We start from the raw sequence: 14866 nt of genomic DNA, 5'->3' as shown, positions 1-14866 counted from the left end.
GCACCTTTCCTAGTGTTTTATCTGTTTATGGGCCTGCTGCAAAAACAGCAGACCTGTTTATCTTAACTATAACTGAACTAGGAACAGATTAAATACAAAAAATTACAATCGTCGGTTTTTTATTTGGCAAAAAAGCAGGGCTGTCCATGCTTTTCTTCAAATTGTTTGACCCAATTCTCATGTGCTTCCAGCTCTGCGGCAGAAGGCAGAATCACCGGCAATTCCATTTCAATGCTGCGACGACCCGATTCACCGCTTTGTTCTTCATGATGAGCTGACAGGGCATCCATATCAAAGGATACCTGGCCACCGGTCATGGCCAGATAGACATCGGCCAAAATTTCAGCATCGAGCAAGGCGCCGTGGAAGGTACGGTCACGCGCCGGAATTTCATAACGCTTCACTAAGGCATCGAGCGAGTTCTTTTGTCCCGGATGCTTGTTTTTGGCCATTACCAGGGTATCGGTGACTTCACACACCGCCGATAAATCGCCTAGACCACAGCGGTTAAACTCCATATCCAGGAAGTTCATATCGAAGGTGGCGTTATGCGCAATAATTTCCGCGCCTTTTAAATAGTCATACAGCACTGCAGCAATTTCGGCATACTTCGGCTTGTCTTTTAAAAACTCATCCGAAATACCGTGCACCACTTCCGATTCACCGACCGGTTTTTCCGGGTTGATATAAATATGAATCGAGCTGCCGGTCAGTTTGCGGTTGACCATTTCAATCGCGCCGACTTCAATAATCCGGTCACCATCCTGATAATAAAAACCGGTGGTTTCCGTATCCAGAATCAGCTGGCGTGGACCATAAGCCTGAACCGTGGCCGGGGTAATCACAATATGGGGATGCGATGACGTGTTTGCTGGCGCTGTTGCACTCTGGTTCTGGGTTTCATCTTGGATCAGGACTTCGTTCTGATTCGGGCTGTCATTTTGACTGAGGGTTTGCGTCACGGTAATGCTGTGCTGGGTCAGACTGAGATGATCCTCCTGCACCATTAGCAGTTCTTCTTCGACTTCAACGTCTAGTTGGCTGTCGTCTAGATCGAAGCCAAAAGGGTCGTCGAGCAACCAGTCAGATTCTGCTTTTTTTTTAGCCGTGCCCGGCGGGATGACTTCAGACTCAGCGCTTTTATCTTCAGTAATGATTTGTACCGGCGTCACTTTGACCTGCTGTGCAAATACTAGATCGGCCCCTTTGTTGGCCAGCTGATCGGCCATTTCATTGCCAGCATGGCCAGCGTGACCTTTAATCCAGTGCCATTCAATTTCACGACCCTGACAGATGGCATCCAGTTTTTGCCATAAGTCCGGGTTTTTCACATCTTTCCAGTTTTTCTTTTTCCAGCCGGAAATCCATTCGGTTATGCCGCGTTTGACATAGTTGGAATCGGTCCAGAGAATCAGTTTGGCCTCTGCCGGGCAGAACTGAATGCCTTCAATGGCTGCCGTCAGTTCCATACGGTTGTTGGTGGTTTCCAGTTCACCGCCATAAAGTTTGTGCTGCTGGGTTTCTGTAATGACATATGCACCCCAACCGCCCAAGCCAGGGTTTCCACGACAAGCACCATCCACATATAGTGTGATTGTTTGAGACATAAGCCAAATCCAAAAAGAGCCAAATAAAAACCGAGCCGCTATTGTATAACGCAATTGCAGATCAGAAACGCCGAAGACGTCAATTTTTTAATTTCTTGTAACATTTATATTAGAATCGCGCTAGAGTAAAACCTTGTGTCGTAGTGATGCTTCACTACAATGTCAAATCTAAAAAATAATTTATAGACGAGTTGTTTGGATTTCCTATGTATAAACCAACCACACGCATGTGGCAGCCTATGGTCCCGGCACTATTTAAAATTACAGTTTTGGGTTCAGCGCTGGCCGCGCTCGGCATCAGCACCGGCTGTACCTCTACACAAAGTGCCAGCAAAGCGTCAACGTCGAGTCAGGTTGGTTCAGGTTATCTGGACGCCAGCAGTTTAGATTCACTGGAAGATTTATTGTCGGCCACCGACATGCGCGCGGTAGAAGGCGACCGTTTACTGATTTTAAAACACGGTGATGTCTGGAAGCGTATGACCGTAGGTTTCAAAATGGATCTGGAACACTGGAATCCGCGTATTGAAGCGCAGCGCGGCTGGTTTATTTCACGTCAGCCGTATATTGACCGTTTAAGTGCGCGTGCTTCACGTTATCTGTATCACACAGTTAAAGAAGCCGAGCGCCGTGGCATGCCGACCGAACTGGCATTATTACCAGTCATTGAAAGTTCGTACGACCCGGCAGCAACCAGTAGCGCTGCTGCAGCCGGTTTATGGCAGTTTATTCCAAGTACCGGACGTATTTATGGTCTGAAACAGACCCCGCTGTATGATGGCCGCCGTGATGTGGTCGAATCGACCCGTGCTGCCTATGAATTCCTCGGTAGCCTGTATAACCAGTTTGGTTCCTGGGAGTTGGCTCTGGCCGCTTATAATGCCGGACCGGGCCGTATTCAGCAGGCGATTAACCGTAACAAGGCTGCCGGTTTACCGACCGATTACTGGTCACTGAAATTGCCACAGGAAACCATGAACTATGTGCCGCGTTTCCTGGCAGTGGCGCAAATTATTAAAAATCCAGGTGCCTACGGGGTGCGTTTGCCGCCAATTGCCAACCGTCCCCATTTCCGTGAAGTGACGGTCGGAGCGGTGAATTTAAATGATGTGGCCAATATTACTGGTCTTAGCCGTGCCGAGTTATATGCACTGAACCCGGGCCATCGTACTGACCGAATTGACAGTGCCAGCCCGATGCGGATTCTGATTCCAGCCGATTTAAGCCCAACAGTCGATGAACGTCTGAAAAACCTGCAAGGTGGTGGATTGCTGGCCAGCAACACTCGTCCTAGTGTGACGACGCAGACCACGACCAGTGCCCCAGCTACAAAAACCACCACACCCGCTTTGACGGCCAGTGTGACTCAGCGTACTGCTACGACTACACCAGCGAGCACAGCCAAAACTGCTAGCAGCACGACTACAATCAGCACCAAACGGATCAGTACGCCACGCGGTTCATCGGCTTTGGCCTCTTTTGCGGCCAATTCAGATATTCCAAGTGCTCCACGTATTCCGGTGGCCATTACCCCGGCACAGAATATTCAGCCGGTGAAGGTCGAACCGCCAATTTCAGCAGCAGAACGTGAACAGATTCTGGCGGCAGTGAAAACTGAAGACCAGAACAAAACGGTAGAAGAGGTGTTGCAGCCGGTGGCCTCTCAGGCTGAACAGGCGCAGGTGGTGGCCGAGTTAAAAGAAATTGCACCACAAGGCACTGAAATTGTCGATCCTTATGATGGCAAAATTAAGCTGACCGCGATTCAGACCAGTCTGTCGGTGGCCGAGCAGCAAGGCAAAGAGCTGACCAAAGGTTTTGCTTACCCGAAAAGTGTCGCGGATAGCACCCGTCCAGATTCAGATGAAGCCCAGCGGAACCAGGGCAAAAACGTAATCAAGACCGACACTGAAGTGGTGGTGGTGCCGCCAAAAGGCAAGCGCAGTACCTATACGGTACAGGCCGGCGATACCCTGGTGCTGATTGCCATGAAAAATGGGGTGAACTGGCGTGATGTGGCAAAATGGAACCAGATTGATCCAAACTCGACTTTATATGCCGGTACCACCATCTATTTATATGATGCCAAACCACAAGCTGCCGCGCCAGCCAAAGCCAAAGAGCAGCCGGAATCCTATGTGGTTAAAGCTAACGATACCTTAACCGGCGTGGCCAATCAGTTTGGTTTATCGGTCAAGCAACTGGCGGATTACAATAATCTGAACACAAGCAGTGGCCTGTTTGTCGGCCAGAAGCTGAATCTGCAAGAAACAGCAGAGATGCGTGCCAAGGCAGCTGAGCAGAAAGCGGCTGAAACCAAAGTGGCCACGCAAAGCTATACGGTGAAGCGCGGTGAATATCTGAAACTGATTGCGGACCGTCATGGCTTGTCCAATGCAGAACTGGCAGCCTTAACTCCGGGTCTGACTGCGGGCAGCAGTTTGCTGGTTGGACAGCGGATTAATGTGCCTGTAAGTGACTCAAAAGCCGAAGCAAAAACTGAAACGGCCGCAGAGAGTCGTCGTGCAGCGCCAAGTACGTCAACTGCTGAGATTAAAACAGAAAACTATACTGTCCAGCGTGGTGACACCTTATCGAGTGTGGCCGCACAAAGCAAAATGAGTCTGGCTGATCTGGCCGCCTTAAACCAGATTTCGACCAATACCGGCCTGCGAATTGGACAAACTTTAAAAATTCCCGCCGGTTCGACCATCCCGGATAGTTATACAGTACAGTCGGGAGATACCTTAACTGCCATTGCCAACCGCTATAACCTGAGTCTGGAGCAGATTGCCAGTTTAAATGGCATCAGCCGGACTGCCGGTTTACGTACCGGCCAGCGCCTGAAACTCAGCGGTGAGCCAGCGCTAGTGGAAGAAAGTAAGGTCAGCACAACTGCGGCAAACTCTGATATTCATATTGTAAAATCGGGTGAGACCTTAAATAGTATTGCGCGTAAATATCATTTGCAGCTGAACTATCTGGCCGCACTAAATGATCTGCCACGTACTGCTGCACTGCGGATTGGCCAGCGTTTAAAAATTGAAGGTGATCTGGACAGCAGTAGCAACCGTGCCGCGGAAAGTGCAGCGGTGAGCAGCGCCAGCACGGGTAAAGCAACCGAAGCCTATACCGTTAAAGCCGGTGAGTCCTTAAATGCCATTGCCAGCCGTACCGGTATTTCGGTCGCTGAACTGGCGGCCTTGAATGGCCTGAGTCCGCGTGCCGGTTTAAGAGTTGGCCAAACCCTGCAATTGCCGAAAACCATAACGGAATATAAGGTCAAGCGCGGTGATACCCTGATTGGGTTGGCCAGCCGTTATGGTCTGGAAACCAGTGAACTGGCCGATATGAACGAGATTAAACCGAATACGCAGCTGCGTATTGGAGAGATCATCAAGGTTCCGAATCTGTAATTGCCGGGCACAAGGAGTCGTGACCGCATGAACAGATCTTTATATCGCTTGAGTGCTGTGGCGACAGCACTGGCCTTGACCTCAAGCTGGAGCTGGGCTGCGCTGCAGACCACGCCGTATATCGCGCTGCACAGCAGTCCGAAATACAGCCAGCTTGCGGCCATGCCCTATGCCAATCCGCAAGCACCGAAAGGTGGCATACTGAGTCAGTCCAGCAATGGCACTTTTGACAACCTGAACAGCATGAACGGTAAGGGCAGTGCGACCGATGGGGTGAATTATCTGTTTGATTCGCTCATGACCAGCTCGCTAGATGAGCCGGGGGTGATGTATCCACTGCTGGCAGAAAAAGTGACTTATGACCCGAAGCAGACTAAATTTGTCATTTTTCATCTGAATCCAAAAGCGCGTTTTAGCGATGGCACCCCGGTTACCGCGGCTGATGTCAAATTCAGTTTTGATACCTTCCAGAGCAAATCTAATCCGGGTTTGCAGATGTATATTGCCGATTTGGATAAAACCGAGGTCTTGTCCAGACATCAGGTCAAAATGACCTTTAAATCCGATAACAACAGTGAAATGCCGCTGATTTTATCGGCCTTACCGATTTATTCCCAGAAAGACTGGCAGGGCAAGGACTTTAGCCGGATTACCTTGCAGCCGATGCTGGGGTCAGGCCCGTATCTGATTGAACGGATTGATGCCGGACGCAGTATTACTTATAAGCGCAATCCGAACTATTGGGGCAAAGATCTGCCGGTAAATAAGGGCCGTTATAACTTTGACCGGCTTAAATTTGTCTATTACCGCAATATGGATGTGGCCTTTGAAGGCTTTAAGTCGGGCCAATACACGCTGCATGAAGAATATACCGCGCGCAAATGGGTGACGGAATATCAGTTCCCGGCAGTGAAAGCGGGGATGGTGGTGAAATATAAGTTCCGGCATGAAAACCCGGTGCCAACACAAAGTTTTGTGTTTAATACCCGGCGTGCACCGATGCAGGATATTCATTTCCGTCAGGCGCTCAGCCATGCCTATGATTTTGAATGGCAGAATAAAGCCCTGTTTTACGGACAGTATCAGCGTTTGCAAAGTTATTTTAGTAATAGCGAACTGGAAGCCAAAGGTCGTCCAAGCGCGGCGGAGCTGGCACTGTTAAAGCCGTATTTAAAACAGTTGCATCCGGTGCAGCGTCAGGGGGTGCTGGCCAACTGGAAATTCCCGGTCAGTGATGCCAGCGGTTTTAACCGCAGCGGTCTGCTCAAAGCCCGGCAGATCCTGCTGAATGCCGGCTATCGCTTCAAGGATGGCCGTTTGCTTGATCCGAAAGGCAACACCATCCAGCTGGAATTTTTAATTCATCAGGATGGCTTGCAGCGTACTTTAATGCCTTTTGTGCGCAATTTAAAACGTCTGGGGATTGTGGTGAATATCCGTCAGGTCGATGTGCCGCAATATATTGAACGGATGCGCCGGGCAGAATTTGACTTAAGCACCATGGTCTTGCCACAGTCCTTAAGTCCGGGCAATGAACAGGCGCAATTCTGGAGCAGTGCCGCGGCAGATCAGCCGGGCAATTATAATTATGCCGGCATCAAGAATCCGGTCATTGATGACATCATTCAGAAAATTATTTACGCGCCTGACCGCCAGCAGCTGATTGTCCGGACCAAAGTGCTGGACCGCTTATTACGCGCTGGTTATTACCAGATTCCGACCTATGGCAAAGGCGAGCACTGGCTGGCCTACTGGAATATGTACCAACAACCGAAAATAAAACCAAAACTTTCCATTGGACTTGATTACTGGTGGAGTGATGCAGCCGGGGCGCAAAAAGTAGCCCAGTATCTGCGTAAACAATAAGCTGGCTTTGCCACAAGGATGCTGAGCGCATGGGAACCTATATCCTGAAACGTGTGTTGCTGATTATTCCCACACTGTTTCTGATTTTGCTGATTAACTTTATTGTGATCCAGATTGCCCCGGGCGGTCCGGTCGAGCAGGCAATTCAGCAGGCAGAAGCCTTTCAGGGCATGGGCGGGAGTGGCAGTGCCGAAACTGCTGCGGCCGGTTCAACGCCCTATCAGGGCGCCAAAGGTCTAAGTGATGAAATGGTGGCTAAAATTGAAGCGCAATATGGGTTTGATAAACCAATTCATGAGCGTTTCTGGCTAATGCTGAGCAGCTATCTGCAATTTGATTTTGGCACCAGCTTTTTTAAAGACAAGCCGGTGACCCAGCTGCTGTGGGAAAAACTGCCGGTATCGCTGTCTTTAGGATTGTGGAGCACCTTGCTGATTTATCTGGTGTCTATTCCACTCGGGATAAAAAAAGCCCGTCAGCATGGTCTGATCTTTGATAAAGCCACGTCTATTTTGCTGGCCATTGGCTATGCCATTCCGGCCTTTGCTTTTGCGATTTTATTGATTGTATTTTTTGCCGGTGGTTCCTATTTTCAGTGGTTCCCGCTACAGGGATTGGTCTCGGAAAACTTCGATCAGCTGAGTCTGCTGGGTAAAATCAAAGACTATTTCTGGCATATGACCTTGCCGCTGCTGGCGATGGTGATTGGTGGATTTGCCGGGTTGACCTACTTAACCAAATACTCGTTTATGGAAGAACTGAATAAACAGTATGTGCTGGCGGCACGCTCCAAAGGCCTGACCGAATCGCGGGTGCTGTATGGCCATGTTTTTCGTAACGCCATGCTAATTGTGATTGCTGGCCTGCCGGAAGCATTAATTGGGATTTTCTTTGTCGGTAACCTGTTTATTGAAATTATTTTTAACCTCGATGGTCTGGGATTGCTGGGCTTTGAAGCGATTGTACAGCGTGATTATCCAGTAATTTTTGGCACCCTGTTTATTTTTACCTTGTTAGGATTAGTCCTCAGACTGATCAGCGATGTGCTGTATCAGGTCATTGATCCACGGATTAATTTTGAATCACGGGGGGCCAAATAATGTCTCCCTTAATGCAGGCGCGGCTCCAGCGTTTTAAACAGAACCGGTTGGGATTTGGCTGTTTTATCGCCTTTGCCCTGATTTTTATCTTGTCCTTAGCAGCCGAGCTGATCGCCAATGACAAGCCGCTGCTGGTCAAATATGAAAACAGCTTATATATGCCGGTGTTCAAGGCTTATCCTGAAACCACTTTTGGCGGGGTCTTTGAAACCGAAGCAGAATATAAGGACCCGGCCGTGCAGCAACTGATTCAGGACAAGGGCTGGGCCATCTGGCCACTGATTGAATATTCTTATCAATCGCCGAATTTAGAGCTGGCTGTGCCGGTGCCGTCACCACCGACCAGCGATAACTGGCTCGGGACCGATGATCAGGGCCGAGATGTACTAGCGCGGATTCTCTATGGCCTGCGGGTATCACTGCTATTCGGATTTGCCTTAACGCTGGCCTCTGCTGCACTTGGCATTATCGTCGGGGCGATACAGGGCTATTATGGCGGCTGGGTCGATTTGCTGGGACAGCGGATTCTGGAAGTCTGGGGTGGTTTACCAATGCTGTTCATGGTAATGATTCTGGTCAGTATGTTTAGCCCAAGCGTGTACTGGCTGTTTCTGATTATGCTGCTGTTTGGCTGGCCAACCTTGGTCGGACTGGTCCGGGCCGAATTTTTAAGGGCACGTAATTTTGATTATGTCCGTGCTGCCCGCAGCCTGGGTGTGAGCGACCGTACCATCATGTTCCGGCACATCTTGCCCAATGCCATGAGTTCAAGTCTGTCGCAACTGCCCTTTATGCTGACTGCGAATATTACCGCGCTGACTGCACTGGATTTCCTCGGCTATGGTTTGCCGCCCGATGCCGCATCGTTAGGCGAACTGCTGTTACAGGGCAAAAATAATTTAAATGCGCCGTGGCTGGCATTGTCGGGCTTTTTTACCCTGGCGATTGTTTTATCTTTACTGATTTATATTGGAGAGGCGACCCGTGATGCATTCGATCCAAGACGCCAGTAAGCGCACGCCGGTGCTGACGGTACAGCAGCTCCAGATTCAGCATCAACAGCAGCTATTGGTGCACAATTTAAGTTTTGAATTGCACGCTGGCGAAACGCTGGCGCTGGTCGGCGAGAGTGGTTCGGGCAAATCGGTCAGTAGTCTGGCCTTGCTGGGCTTGTTGCCGAGTCAGCTACAGATTCAGGGGCAGGCACTGTTTCAGGGGCAGGATCTGCTACAGCTGAATCCGGTACAACTACGCCAGATTCGCGGCCAGCGCATTGCCATGATTTTTCAGGAGCCGATGACGGCATTAAATCCGCTGCATCGGGTAGAAAAAATTATTGGCGAAAGCCTGCTGTTACAGGGGCATTCCAAGGCGGAAACCCGGCAACGCGTGCTGCAATTGCTGCAAGATGTTGGCATTCCCCAGCCGGAAGATAAACTGAAGCGTTATCCGCATGAACTGTCTGGCGGGCAGCGCCAGCGGGTGATGATTGCCATGGCCTTGGCGCTTGATCCGGACATCCTGATTGCCGATGAACCGACCACTGCGCTGGATGTAACTTTACAGGCGCAAATTCTGGATCTGCTGCAAAGCTTACAGCGCAGCCTGCAGATGGCCATGATTTTAATCAGCCATGATTTGAATCTGGTGCGGCATTATGCCGATCAGGTCGTTGTCATGAACAAAGGCCAGGTCGAGGAGCAGGGGCCGGTTGAACAGGTCTTTCATGCGCCGCAGCAGGCCTATACCCGGGAACTGCTGCATCATGATTTTGGTCAGGCTTTACAGGTAGAGGCGACTCAGCCTTTATTGCAACTGCAACAACTGGGTGTGAAGTTTCCCATTAAGCAGGGTTTACTCAATCGGGTCAAAAATTATTTTGTCGCGGTGGAGCCGCTGGATTTAAATCTGGCCCAAGGCGAATCCATCGGTATTGTCGGGGAAAGTGGTTCCGGTAAAAGCTCGCTGGCACTGGCGATTTCACGTTTAACTGCCAGTGAGGGCAAAATTGATTTGCTGGGGCAGGACCTGAACCGGCTTTCGGAAAAGCAGCTGCGGCCATTACGCAGTGAATTTCAGATTGTATTTCAGGACCCGTTTAGCAGTCTGAATCCGCGTTTAAATGTCGAGCAGACCATTGGCGAAGGGCTGGCCTTACAAAAGCTGTCAGCATCCGAAATTCAGCAGCGTATTGATCTGGCACTGGAAAAAGTTGAATTGCCGGTCAGTTTTAAAACCCGTTATCCGCATGAACTATCCGGTGGACAGCGGCAACGGATTGCACTGGCACGTGCGCTGGTGCTGAAACCGAAACTGCTGATTCTGGATGAGCCGACCTCGGCGCTGGACCGCACCACACAACGCGCCATCGTTAAACTGTTGCGGCGTTTGCAGCAGCAGGAGCAGATGAGCTATCTGTTTATCAGCCATGATTTGCAGGTGGTCAAGGCCTTGTGTCAGAAGGTATTGGTGCTGAAACATGCCAAGGTGATGGAATTCCAGCGTACTGAAGATCTGTTTGCACAGCCACAAACTGACTATACCCGGCAGCTGATTCAGGCCAGTCAATATTGATCTGTGACTATTTTTGACAATACGAGTTGTCAAAATTTGCTTGACCATTGGGGTAATTCAATGGAGTATTTGCTCTAGACCACAATGTCAGGATTGACCAATGAGCCAGATTGCAGATCAGCTTCAAATTAGAAAGACCACATTTAAAAACCGCATCATTAAAGGCGCTATGAGTGAGGCGCTGGCCAATACGGCTGGTCAGCCGAACCAGTTACATTTGGGCTTATATGAGGCCTGGGCCAAGGGTGGGCTGGGCTGTGCCATTACCGGCAATGTCATGGTGGATATTCGTGCCAAAAATGAACCGGGCGTGGTGGCCATTGAATCAGAACGTGATCTGGCCAAGTTGCAACAGTGGGCACAGATTGGCAAGCAGTATGGCATGGTGCAACTGGTGCAGCTGTCGCATCCGGGACGGCAATGTCCGAAAGGCCTGAACAAAGAAACCGTCGCGCCTTCCGCCGTACCGTTTAGCCCGGCCTTGGCCACCACCTTTGGCACACCGCGTGAACTGCGTGAAGATGAGATTCTTGATATTATCCAGCGCTTTGCCCGTGCAGCGCAGATCTGTGAGCAGGCCGGTTTTGAAGGGGTGCAGCTGCATGGAGCACATGGCTACTTAATCAGCCAGTTTTTATCACCGCTAACCAATAAACGCCAAGATCGTTGGGGTGGCTCGATTGACAACCGGATGCGCTTTTTGCTGGAAATTTATCAGGCGGTGCGCGCTGCGACCTCTGAAGATTTTATCATCTCAGTCAAGCTGAACTCGGCGGATTTCCAGCGCGGTGGTATTAGTGAGGAAGATGTGATTCAGGTCTTTAAAGCGATTGATGCTGCCGGAATTGACCTGATTGAAGTATCGGGGGGGACTTATGAAGCACCGGCCATGGCCGGAGTAAAAGCGGAAAAACGCAAAGCCTCGACTTTAGCGCGTGAAGCCTACTTCTTGGAGTTTGCGGAGCGGATCCGCCAGGAAGTTCGTTGTCATTTAATGGTGACCGGCGGTTTCCGGACCGTACAAGGCATGAATACGGCACTGGCCAGCGGCGCCTGTGATTTTATCGGGATTGCTCGCCCATTTGCGGTAGAGCCAGATCTGGCACATCGTTTGCTGGCAGGGCAAGACGTGCGTTATGGTGTCGATAAAATTAAGACCGGCATTCCACTGGTTGATAAAATGGCAATTATGGAAATTATCTGGTATGCCGCGCAGTTCAAGGACATTGCCCAAGGCAAACAGCCGAATCCAAAACTCTCGCCTTTAAAAGTATTTTTTAAATATTTAAAAGGCAATTTGACTGCAGTCATTAAAGGACAGATTAACTCGCGTAAATCGGCCTAAACAGAAATGGGGAATGAGGGTGATCCATCCCGATTCCCCATCTACGCTTTATTCAGCCTTTTTGAGCATTTCCATCCATATTCACAGGAGATTGTATGAAGTGGATGAGGATCTGGGTGCAGGTGGTATGACTGTTTTAAACGGGTGATAGTATTTTTCCTAGCTCCCGTTCTGTACAAATAAAAAGTTGCAGCAATAAAAAAGCCCAAGTCGCAATGCTTGGGCTTTTTTATGAATCACGTGTGTGACCCGAATATGGCGTCCCTACGGGGATTCGAACCCCGGTTACCGCCGTGAAAGGGCGATGTCCTAGGCCTCTAGACGATAGGGACAGTGCAGAAGAATATTTTAAACCGCTTCTTTTGATTGTAAGAAGTGGCGTCCCTACGGGGATTCGAACCCCGGTTACCGCCGTGAAAGGGCGATGTCCTAGGCCTCTAGACGATAGGGACTTAATAAAATATTACTTCTGAAATTGGCGTCCCTACGGGGATTCGAACCCCGGTTACCGCCGTGAAAGGGCGATGTCCTAGGCCTCTAGACGATAGGGACGTTTCAGAGGTGGGCGTATATTAGGGTGAAAAAAGGAGGGTGTCAAACGCTTTTCTACAATTTTCTGGCTGCAAGGCTTTTAAGCGAATAAATTTAGAACAATTTGCATAAATCAGGTGAAAATTCCCTCAATTTAAGCACTTTCTGGCAGTAACTCGACCAAGGCCTCTAAGACTTGGGGATGCTGTAAATAGCCATAGACTTCATGAGGACGATCTACCGGAGTTTGTACCTGCTGGTTCAGAATGGCCGGTTTAAAAACGGTGGTTCCGACAGTGGAAAGGCGGTCAGAAAATCATCCGGAGAATAAAAATTAATCCAGTCGCCATGCAGGGCAGTGGGGCGCTGAATCGGCTGTTGTAAATGCTTCTGAATCACCCGAAAGGCCAGCGGCGAACCGAGGGTAATAAAGCGTGCAATATTCAGTTCCGGATGCTGAATTAACAGATTATAGGCAATTACCGTGCCTAAGGAATGCGCCAGAATAATATGGGTGTTATCCTGACAGAGCTGGGCATAAATCCGGCTGTGTACCTGTTCCTTAAAATGTAGTCAAACATAGTCAAGGAGTAATTCGCACTCTGTTAATGTCTTGTTGCCAAGCGTGTAACTAGAGCCTGAGTCGGTCAGTTCCGACTTGTAGCGGTCAGTCCGTTCTTGCAATATACGCTTTACAGTTTTGTAAGGCGTATAACGACTTATCTCATTGTCGTTTAATCTTGCAAGCACGTTTCTCGCAGCATTCCAATCAGCTTGCACAACTTCCCCATTGAAACGGTGAAAACGATCTCCCTTACGTGTACCTATTAAAAGGCCATGCAAGAAAGAATCACTTTGCGAAGTATATGCAGAATTGACTAGATGCACCGTAGAACCTCTACGGTGAGATATAGAAGTTAGGGCATTAGCTAACAAACCTTTAGCCCATGTATTTAAGCGTCTATTGGTGTTTTTGCCATAGTTGCGTTTACTTTGAATTGGGGATGTTAAATCTTCCGCAACAATCACTTTGGCTTTATCAACCAACTTGTGAGTTGCTGTAAATATTAATGTTTTGAGCTTTGCTTTTTGAGTATCTTGTCGCTTATCTAGTTTTTTTCGACCTAGATTATTTAACTCAATTTTCTGTTTCTTGTGCGGTTTGAACCGTACCGGGTTTGTCGGAGACTTTTTTATTTAAGTTAGGCCACCTGACCTAACGGGTTAATCTTATCATAGTACATTGCTTCAAACTCAAAAGGCGATACATAACCCAGTGCACTGTGTACACGCTTTTTATTGAACCAATCTACCCAGTTTAGTGTCGCAAGTTGTACATCTGCTAAACCTTGCCAATCTGCTTTTAAATATTCAATCACCTCTGTTTTGTATAAGCCATTCACCGTTTCAGCCAAAGCATTATCGTATGAATCACCAGTCGTACCGACTGATGCTCGTAAATTTGCAGCTTCTAAACGATTGGTATAGCGAATAGAAAGATATTGAACACCTCTATCGGAATGATGAATCACATTCTTTGGCATGCCTCGATCATGCAATGCTTGCTCAAGTGCATCGAGCACCATATCTGTATTCATCCGTGTAGATACTTTCCATCCAACAATTGCTCGTGAGAACACATCAATAATAAAGGCGGTATAGACCCAGCCTGAATGAGTTTGAATATACGTAAAGTCACTCACCCACAGTTGGTCAGGATGATCAGCATTAAAATTACGTTTCACTAAATCATCTGCTCTTTTTTGATCATCTCGGCTACGGGTGGTTTGTTTATTCTTACCACGCCAAACACCTTGTATAGCTAGCTTCTGCATCAATCGAGCAACTGTACAACGTGCGATAACATAACCTTCACGTTTCAATTGTTGCCAGACCTTACGCACACCATATCGACCTGAACTTTCTTTCCAAATTCGTTGAATTTGTTCAGCATGATGCTCATCATGTAGATCTCGTTTCGCTCGATGTTCTGGATTGTCAGCGAGATCTAAAGTTCGGTAATAGGTTGAAGCTGCGATCGGTAAAATCCTACAAATCGCATCAACACCATATCGATCTTTATTGTTATGGATAAAATCCACCATTATTTGTGTGGGCGGTCGAGCTCCGCCTGGGCGAAAAAAGCGGCTGCTTTACGTAGAATCTCATTGGCGCGTTGCAGTTCTTTATTTTCGCGTTCGAGTTGTTTGATACGTTCTTGGTCTGAAAGCTGCTGTACTTTAACTGGATTTTGTTTATCTAAATATTTTTGATACCAAACACGAAGTGTTTCAGGAGTACAACCAATCTTAGGCGCAATTGCTGTGATCGCAGCCCAATTCGATGGATAATCTTTTTCGGATTCAATCAATAATTGAACCGCTCTTTCTCTGATTTCAGGGGTATATTTTGGTTTTGTCATTGGAA

9 protein-coding genes, 3 tRNA genes, 1 pseudogene and 1 other annotated feature are annotated in these 14866 nt (G+C 48.6%); of the genes and pseudogenes, 6 read left to right on the top strand and 7 right to left on the bottom strand.

Features of this window, described 5'->3' with window-relative positions; translation table 11 throughout:
• Window positions 1–119 precede the first annotated feature (119 nt).
• Entirely contained in the window at window positions 120–1607 is a 1488-nt protein-coding gene (gene dnaQ, locus ACVLR6_RS09820; RefSeq protein WP_455995101.1) for a DNA polymerase III subunit epsilon, read from the bottom strand.
• A 206-nt stretch (window positions 1608–1813) separates the two neighbouring features.
• Between dnaQ and ACVLR6_RS09815 the strand changes: the two genes are divergently transcribed.
• From ACVLR6_RS09815 to ACVLR6_RS09790, 6 genes are all read left to right on the top strand, one after another.
• Window positions 1814–5023 (top strand): LysM peptidoglycan-binding domain-containing protein, encoded by a 3210-nt coding sequence (locus ACVLR6_RS09815; protein ID WP_455995100.1) that lies wholly within the window; start codon window positions 1814–1816, stop codon window positions 5021–5023.
• A 27-nt stretch (window positions 5024–5050) separates the two neighbouring features.
• Window positions 5051–6889, top strand: a complete 1839-nt coding sequence (locus tag ACVLR6_RS09810; protein ID WP_180192082.1) for an extracellular solute-binding protein — start codon at window positions 5051–5053, stop codon at window positions 6887–6889.
• Window positions 6890–6918: 29 nt separating this feature from the next.
• On the top strand, window positions 6919–7989 hold the full coding sequence (locus ACVLR6_RS09805; protein ID WP_005179212.1) for a microcin C ABC transporter permease YejB: 1071 nt from the start codon (window positions 6919–6921) through the stop codon (window positions 7987–7989).
• The gene (locus ACVLR6_RS09800; RefSeq protein ID WP_104489770.1) at window positions 7989–9002 is read left to right on the top strand and encodes an ABC transporter permease; all 1014 of its coding nucleotides are present in this window, start codon (window positions 7989–7991) and stop codon (window positions 9000–9002) included. The genes ACVLR6_RS09805 and ACVLR6_RS09800 overlap by 1 nt, the downstream gene beginning before the upstream one ends.
• Window positions 8977–10563 (top strand): ABC transporter ATP-binding protein, encoded by a 1587-nt coding sequence (locus tag ACVLR6_RS09795; RefSeq protein WP_455996176.1) that lies wholly within the window; start codon window positions 8977–8979, stop codon window positions 10561–10563. Before ACVLR6_RS09800 ends, ACVLR6_RS09795 begins: the two co-directional genes overlap by 26 nt.
• A 100-nt stretch (window positions 10564–10663) precedes the next feature.
• Entirely contained in the window at window positions 10664–11908 is a 1245-nt protein-coding gene (locus ACVLR6_RS09790; protein ID WP_075174999.1) for an NADH:flavin oxidoreductase/NADH oxidase family protein, read from the top strand.
• Window positions 11909–12164: 256 nt separating this feature from the next.
• Here the strand turns inward: ACVLR6_RS09790 and ACVLR6_RS09785 are convergent.
• From ACVLR6_RS09785 to ACVLR6_RS09760, 6 genes and pseudogenes are all read right to left on the bottom strand, one after another.
• A tRNA-Glu gene (locus tag ACVLR6_RS09785) sits at window positions 12165–12240 on the bottom strand.
• A 44-nt stretch (window positions 12241–12284) separates the two neighbouring features.
• Window positions 12285–12360, bottom strand: a tRNA-Glu gene (locus ACVLR6_RS09780).
• A 24-nt stretch (window positions 12361–12384) separates the two neighbouring features.
• Window positions 12385–12460 (bottom strand) — tRNA-Glu (locus ACVLR6_RS09775).
• 133 nt (window positions 12461–12593) lie between these two features.
• Window positions 12594–13006: pseudogene (locus tag ACVLR6_RS09770) on the bottom strand (alpha/beta fold hydrolase); the annotation flags it as partial.
• A gap of 6 nt (window positions 13007–13012) precedes the next feature.
• Entirely contained in the window at window positions 13013–13486 is a 474-nt protein-coding gene (locus ACVLR6_RS09765; RefSeq protein ID WP_267313269.1) for an IS200/IS605 family accessory protein TnpB-related protein, read from the bottom strand.
• A gap of 155 nt (window positions 13487–13641) precedes the next feature.
• A protein-coding gene (locus tag ACVLR6_RS09760; protein ID WP_455995099.1) for an IS3 family transposase occupies window positions 13642–14861 on the bottom strand; the annotation gives its coding sequence in 2 pieces (ribosomal slippage) (window positions 13642–14585 and window positions 14585–14861; 1221 coding nt in all).
• Window positions 14470–14586: a sequence feature (AL1L pseudoknot), on the bottom strand. It overlaps the preceding gene by 117 nt.
• Window positions 14862–14866: the final 5 nt, after the last annotated feature.

This window comes from Acinetobacter sp. T63, assembly GCF_053852345.1.
Note: the sequence above shows the minus strand (reverse complement) of the source record. Positions and strands in the feature narration are given on the sequence as shown.

What these genes read in the sequence shown, in the direction of transcription:
- ACVLR6_RS09805 (WP_005179212.1), top strand. Translation starts at nt 6,919, where the DNA reads ATGGGAACCTATATCCTGAAACGTGTGTTGCTGATTATTCCCACACTG.
- dnaQ (WP_455995101.1), bottom strand. Translation starts at nt 1,607, where the DNA reads ATGTCTCAAACAATCACACTATATGTGGATGGTGCTTGTCGTGGAAAC.
- ACVLR6_RS09800 (WP_104489770.1), top strand. Translation starts at nt 7,989, where the DNA reads ATGTCTCCCTTAATGCAGGCGCGGCTCCAGCGTTTTAAACAGAACCGG.
- ACVLR6_RS09790 (WP_075174999.1), top strand. Translation starts at nt 10,664, where the DNA reads ATGAGCCAGATTGCAGATCAGCTTCAAATTAGAAAGACCACATTTAAA.
- ACVLR6_RS09795 (WP_455996176.1), top strand. Translation starts at nt 8,977, where the DNA reads ATGCATTCGATCCAAGACGCCAGTAAGCGCACGCCGGTGCTGACGGTA.
- ACVLR6_RS09810 (WP_180192082.1), top strand. Translation starts at nt 5,051, where the DNA reads ATGAACAGATCTTTATATCGCTTGAGTGCTGTGGCGACAGCACTGGCC.
- ACVLR6_RS09815 (WP_455995100.1), top strand. Translation starts at nt 1,814, where the DNA reads ATGTATAAACCAACCACACGCATGTGGCAGCCTATGGTCCCGGCACTA.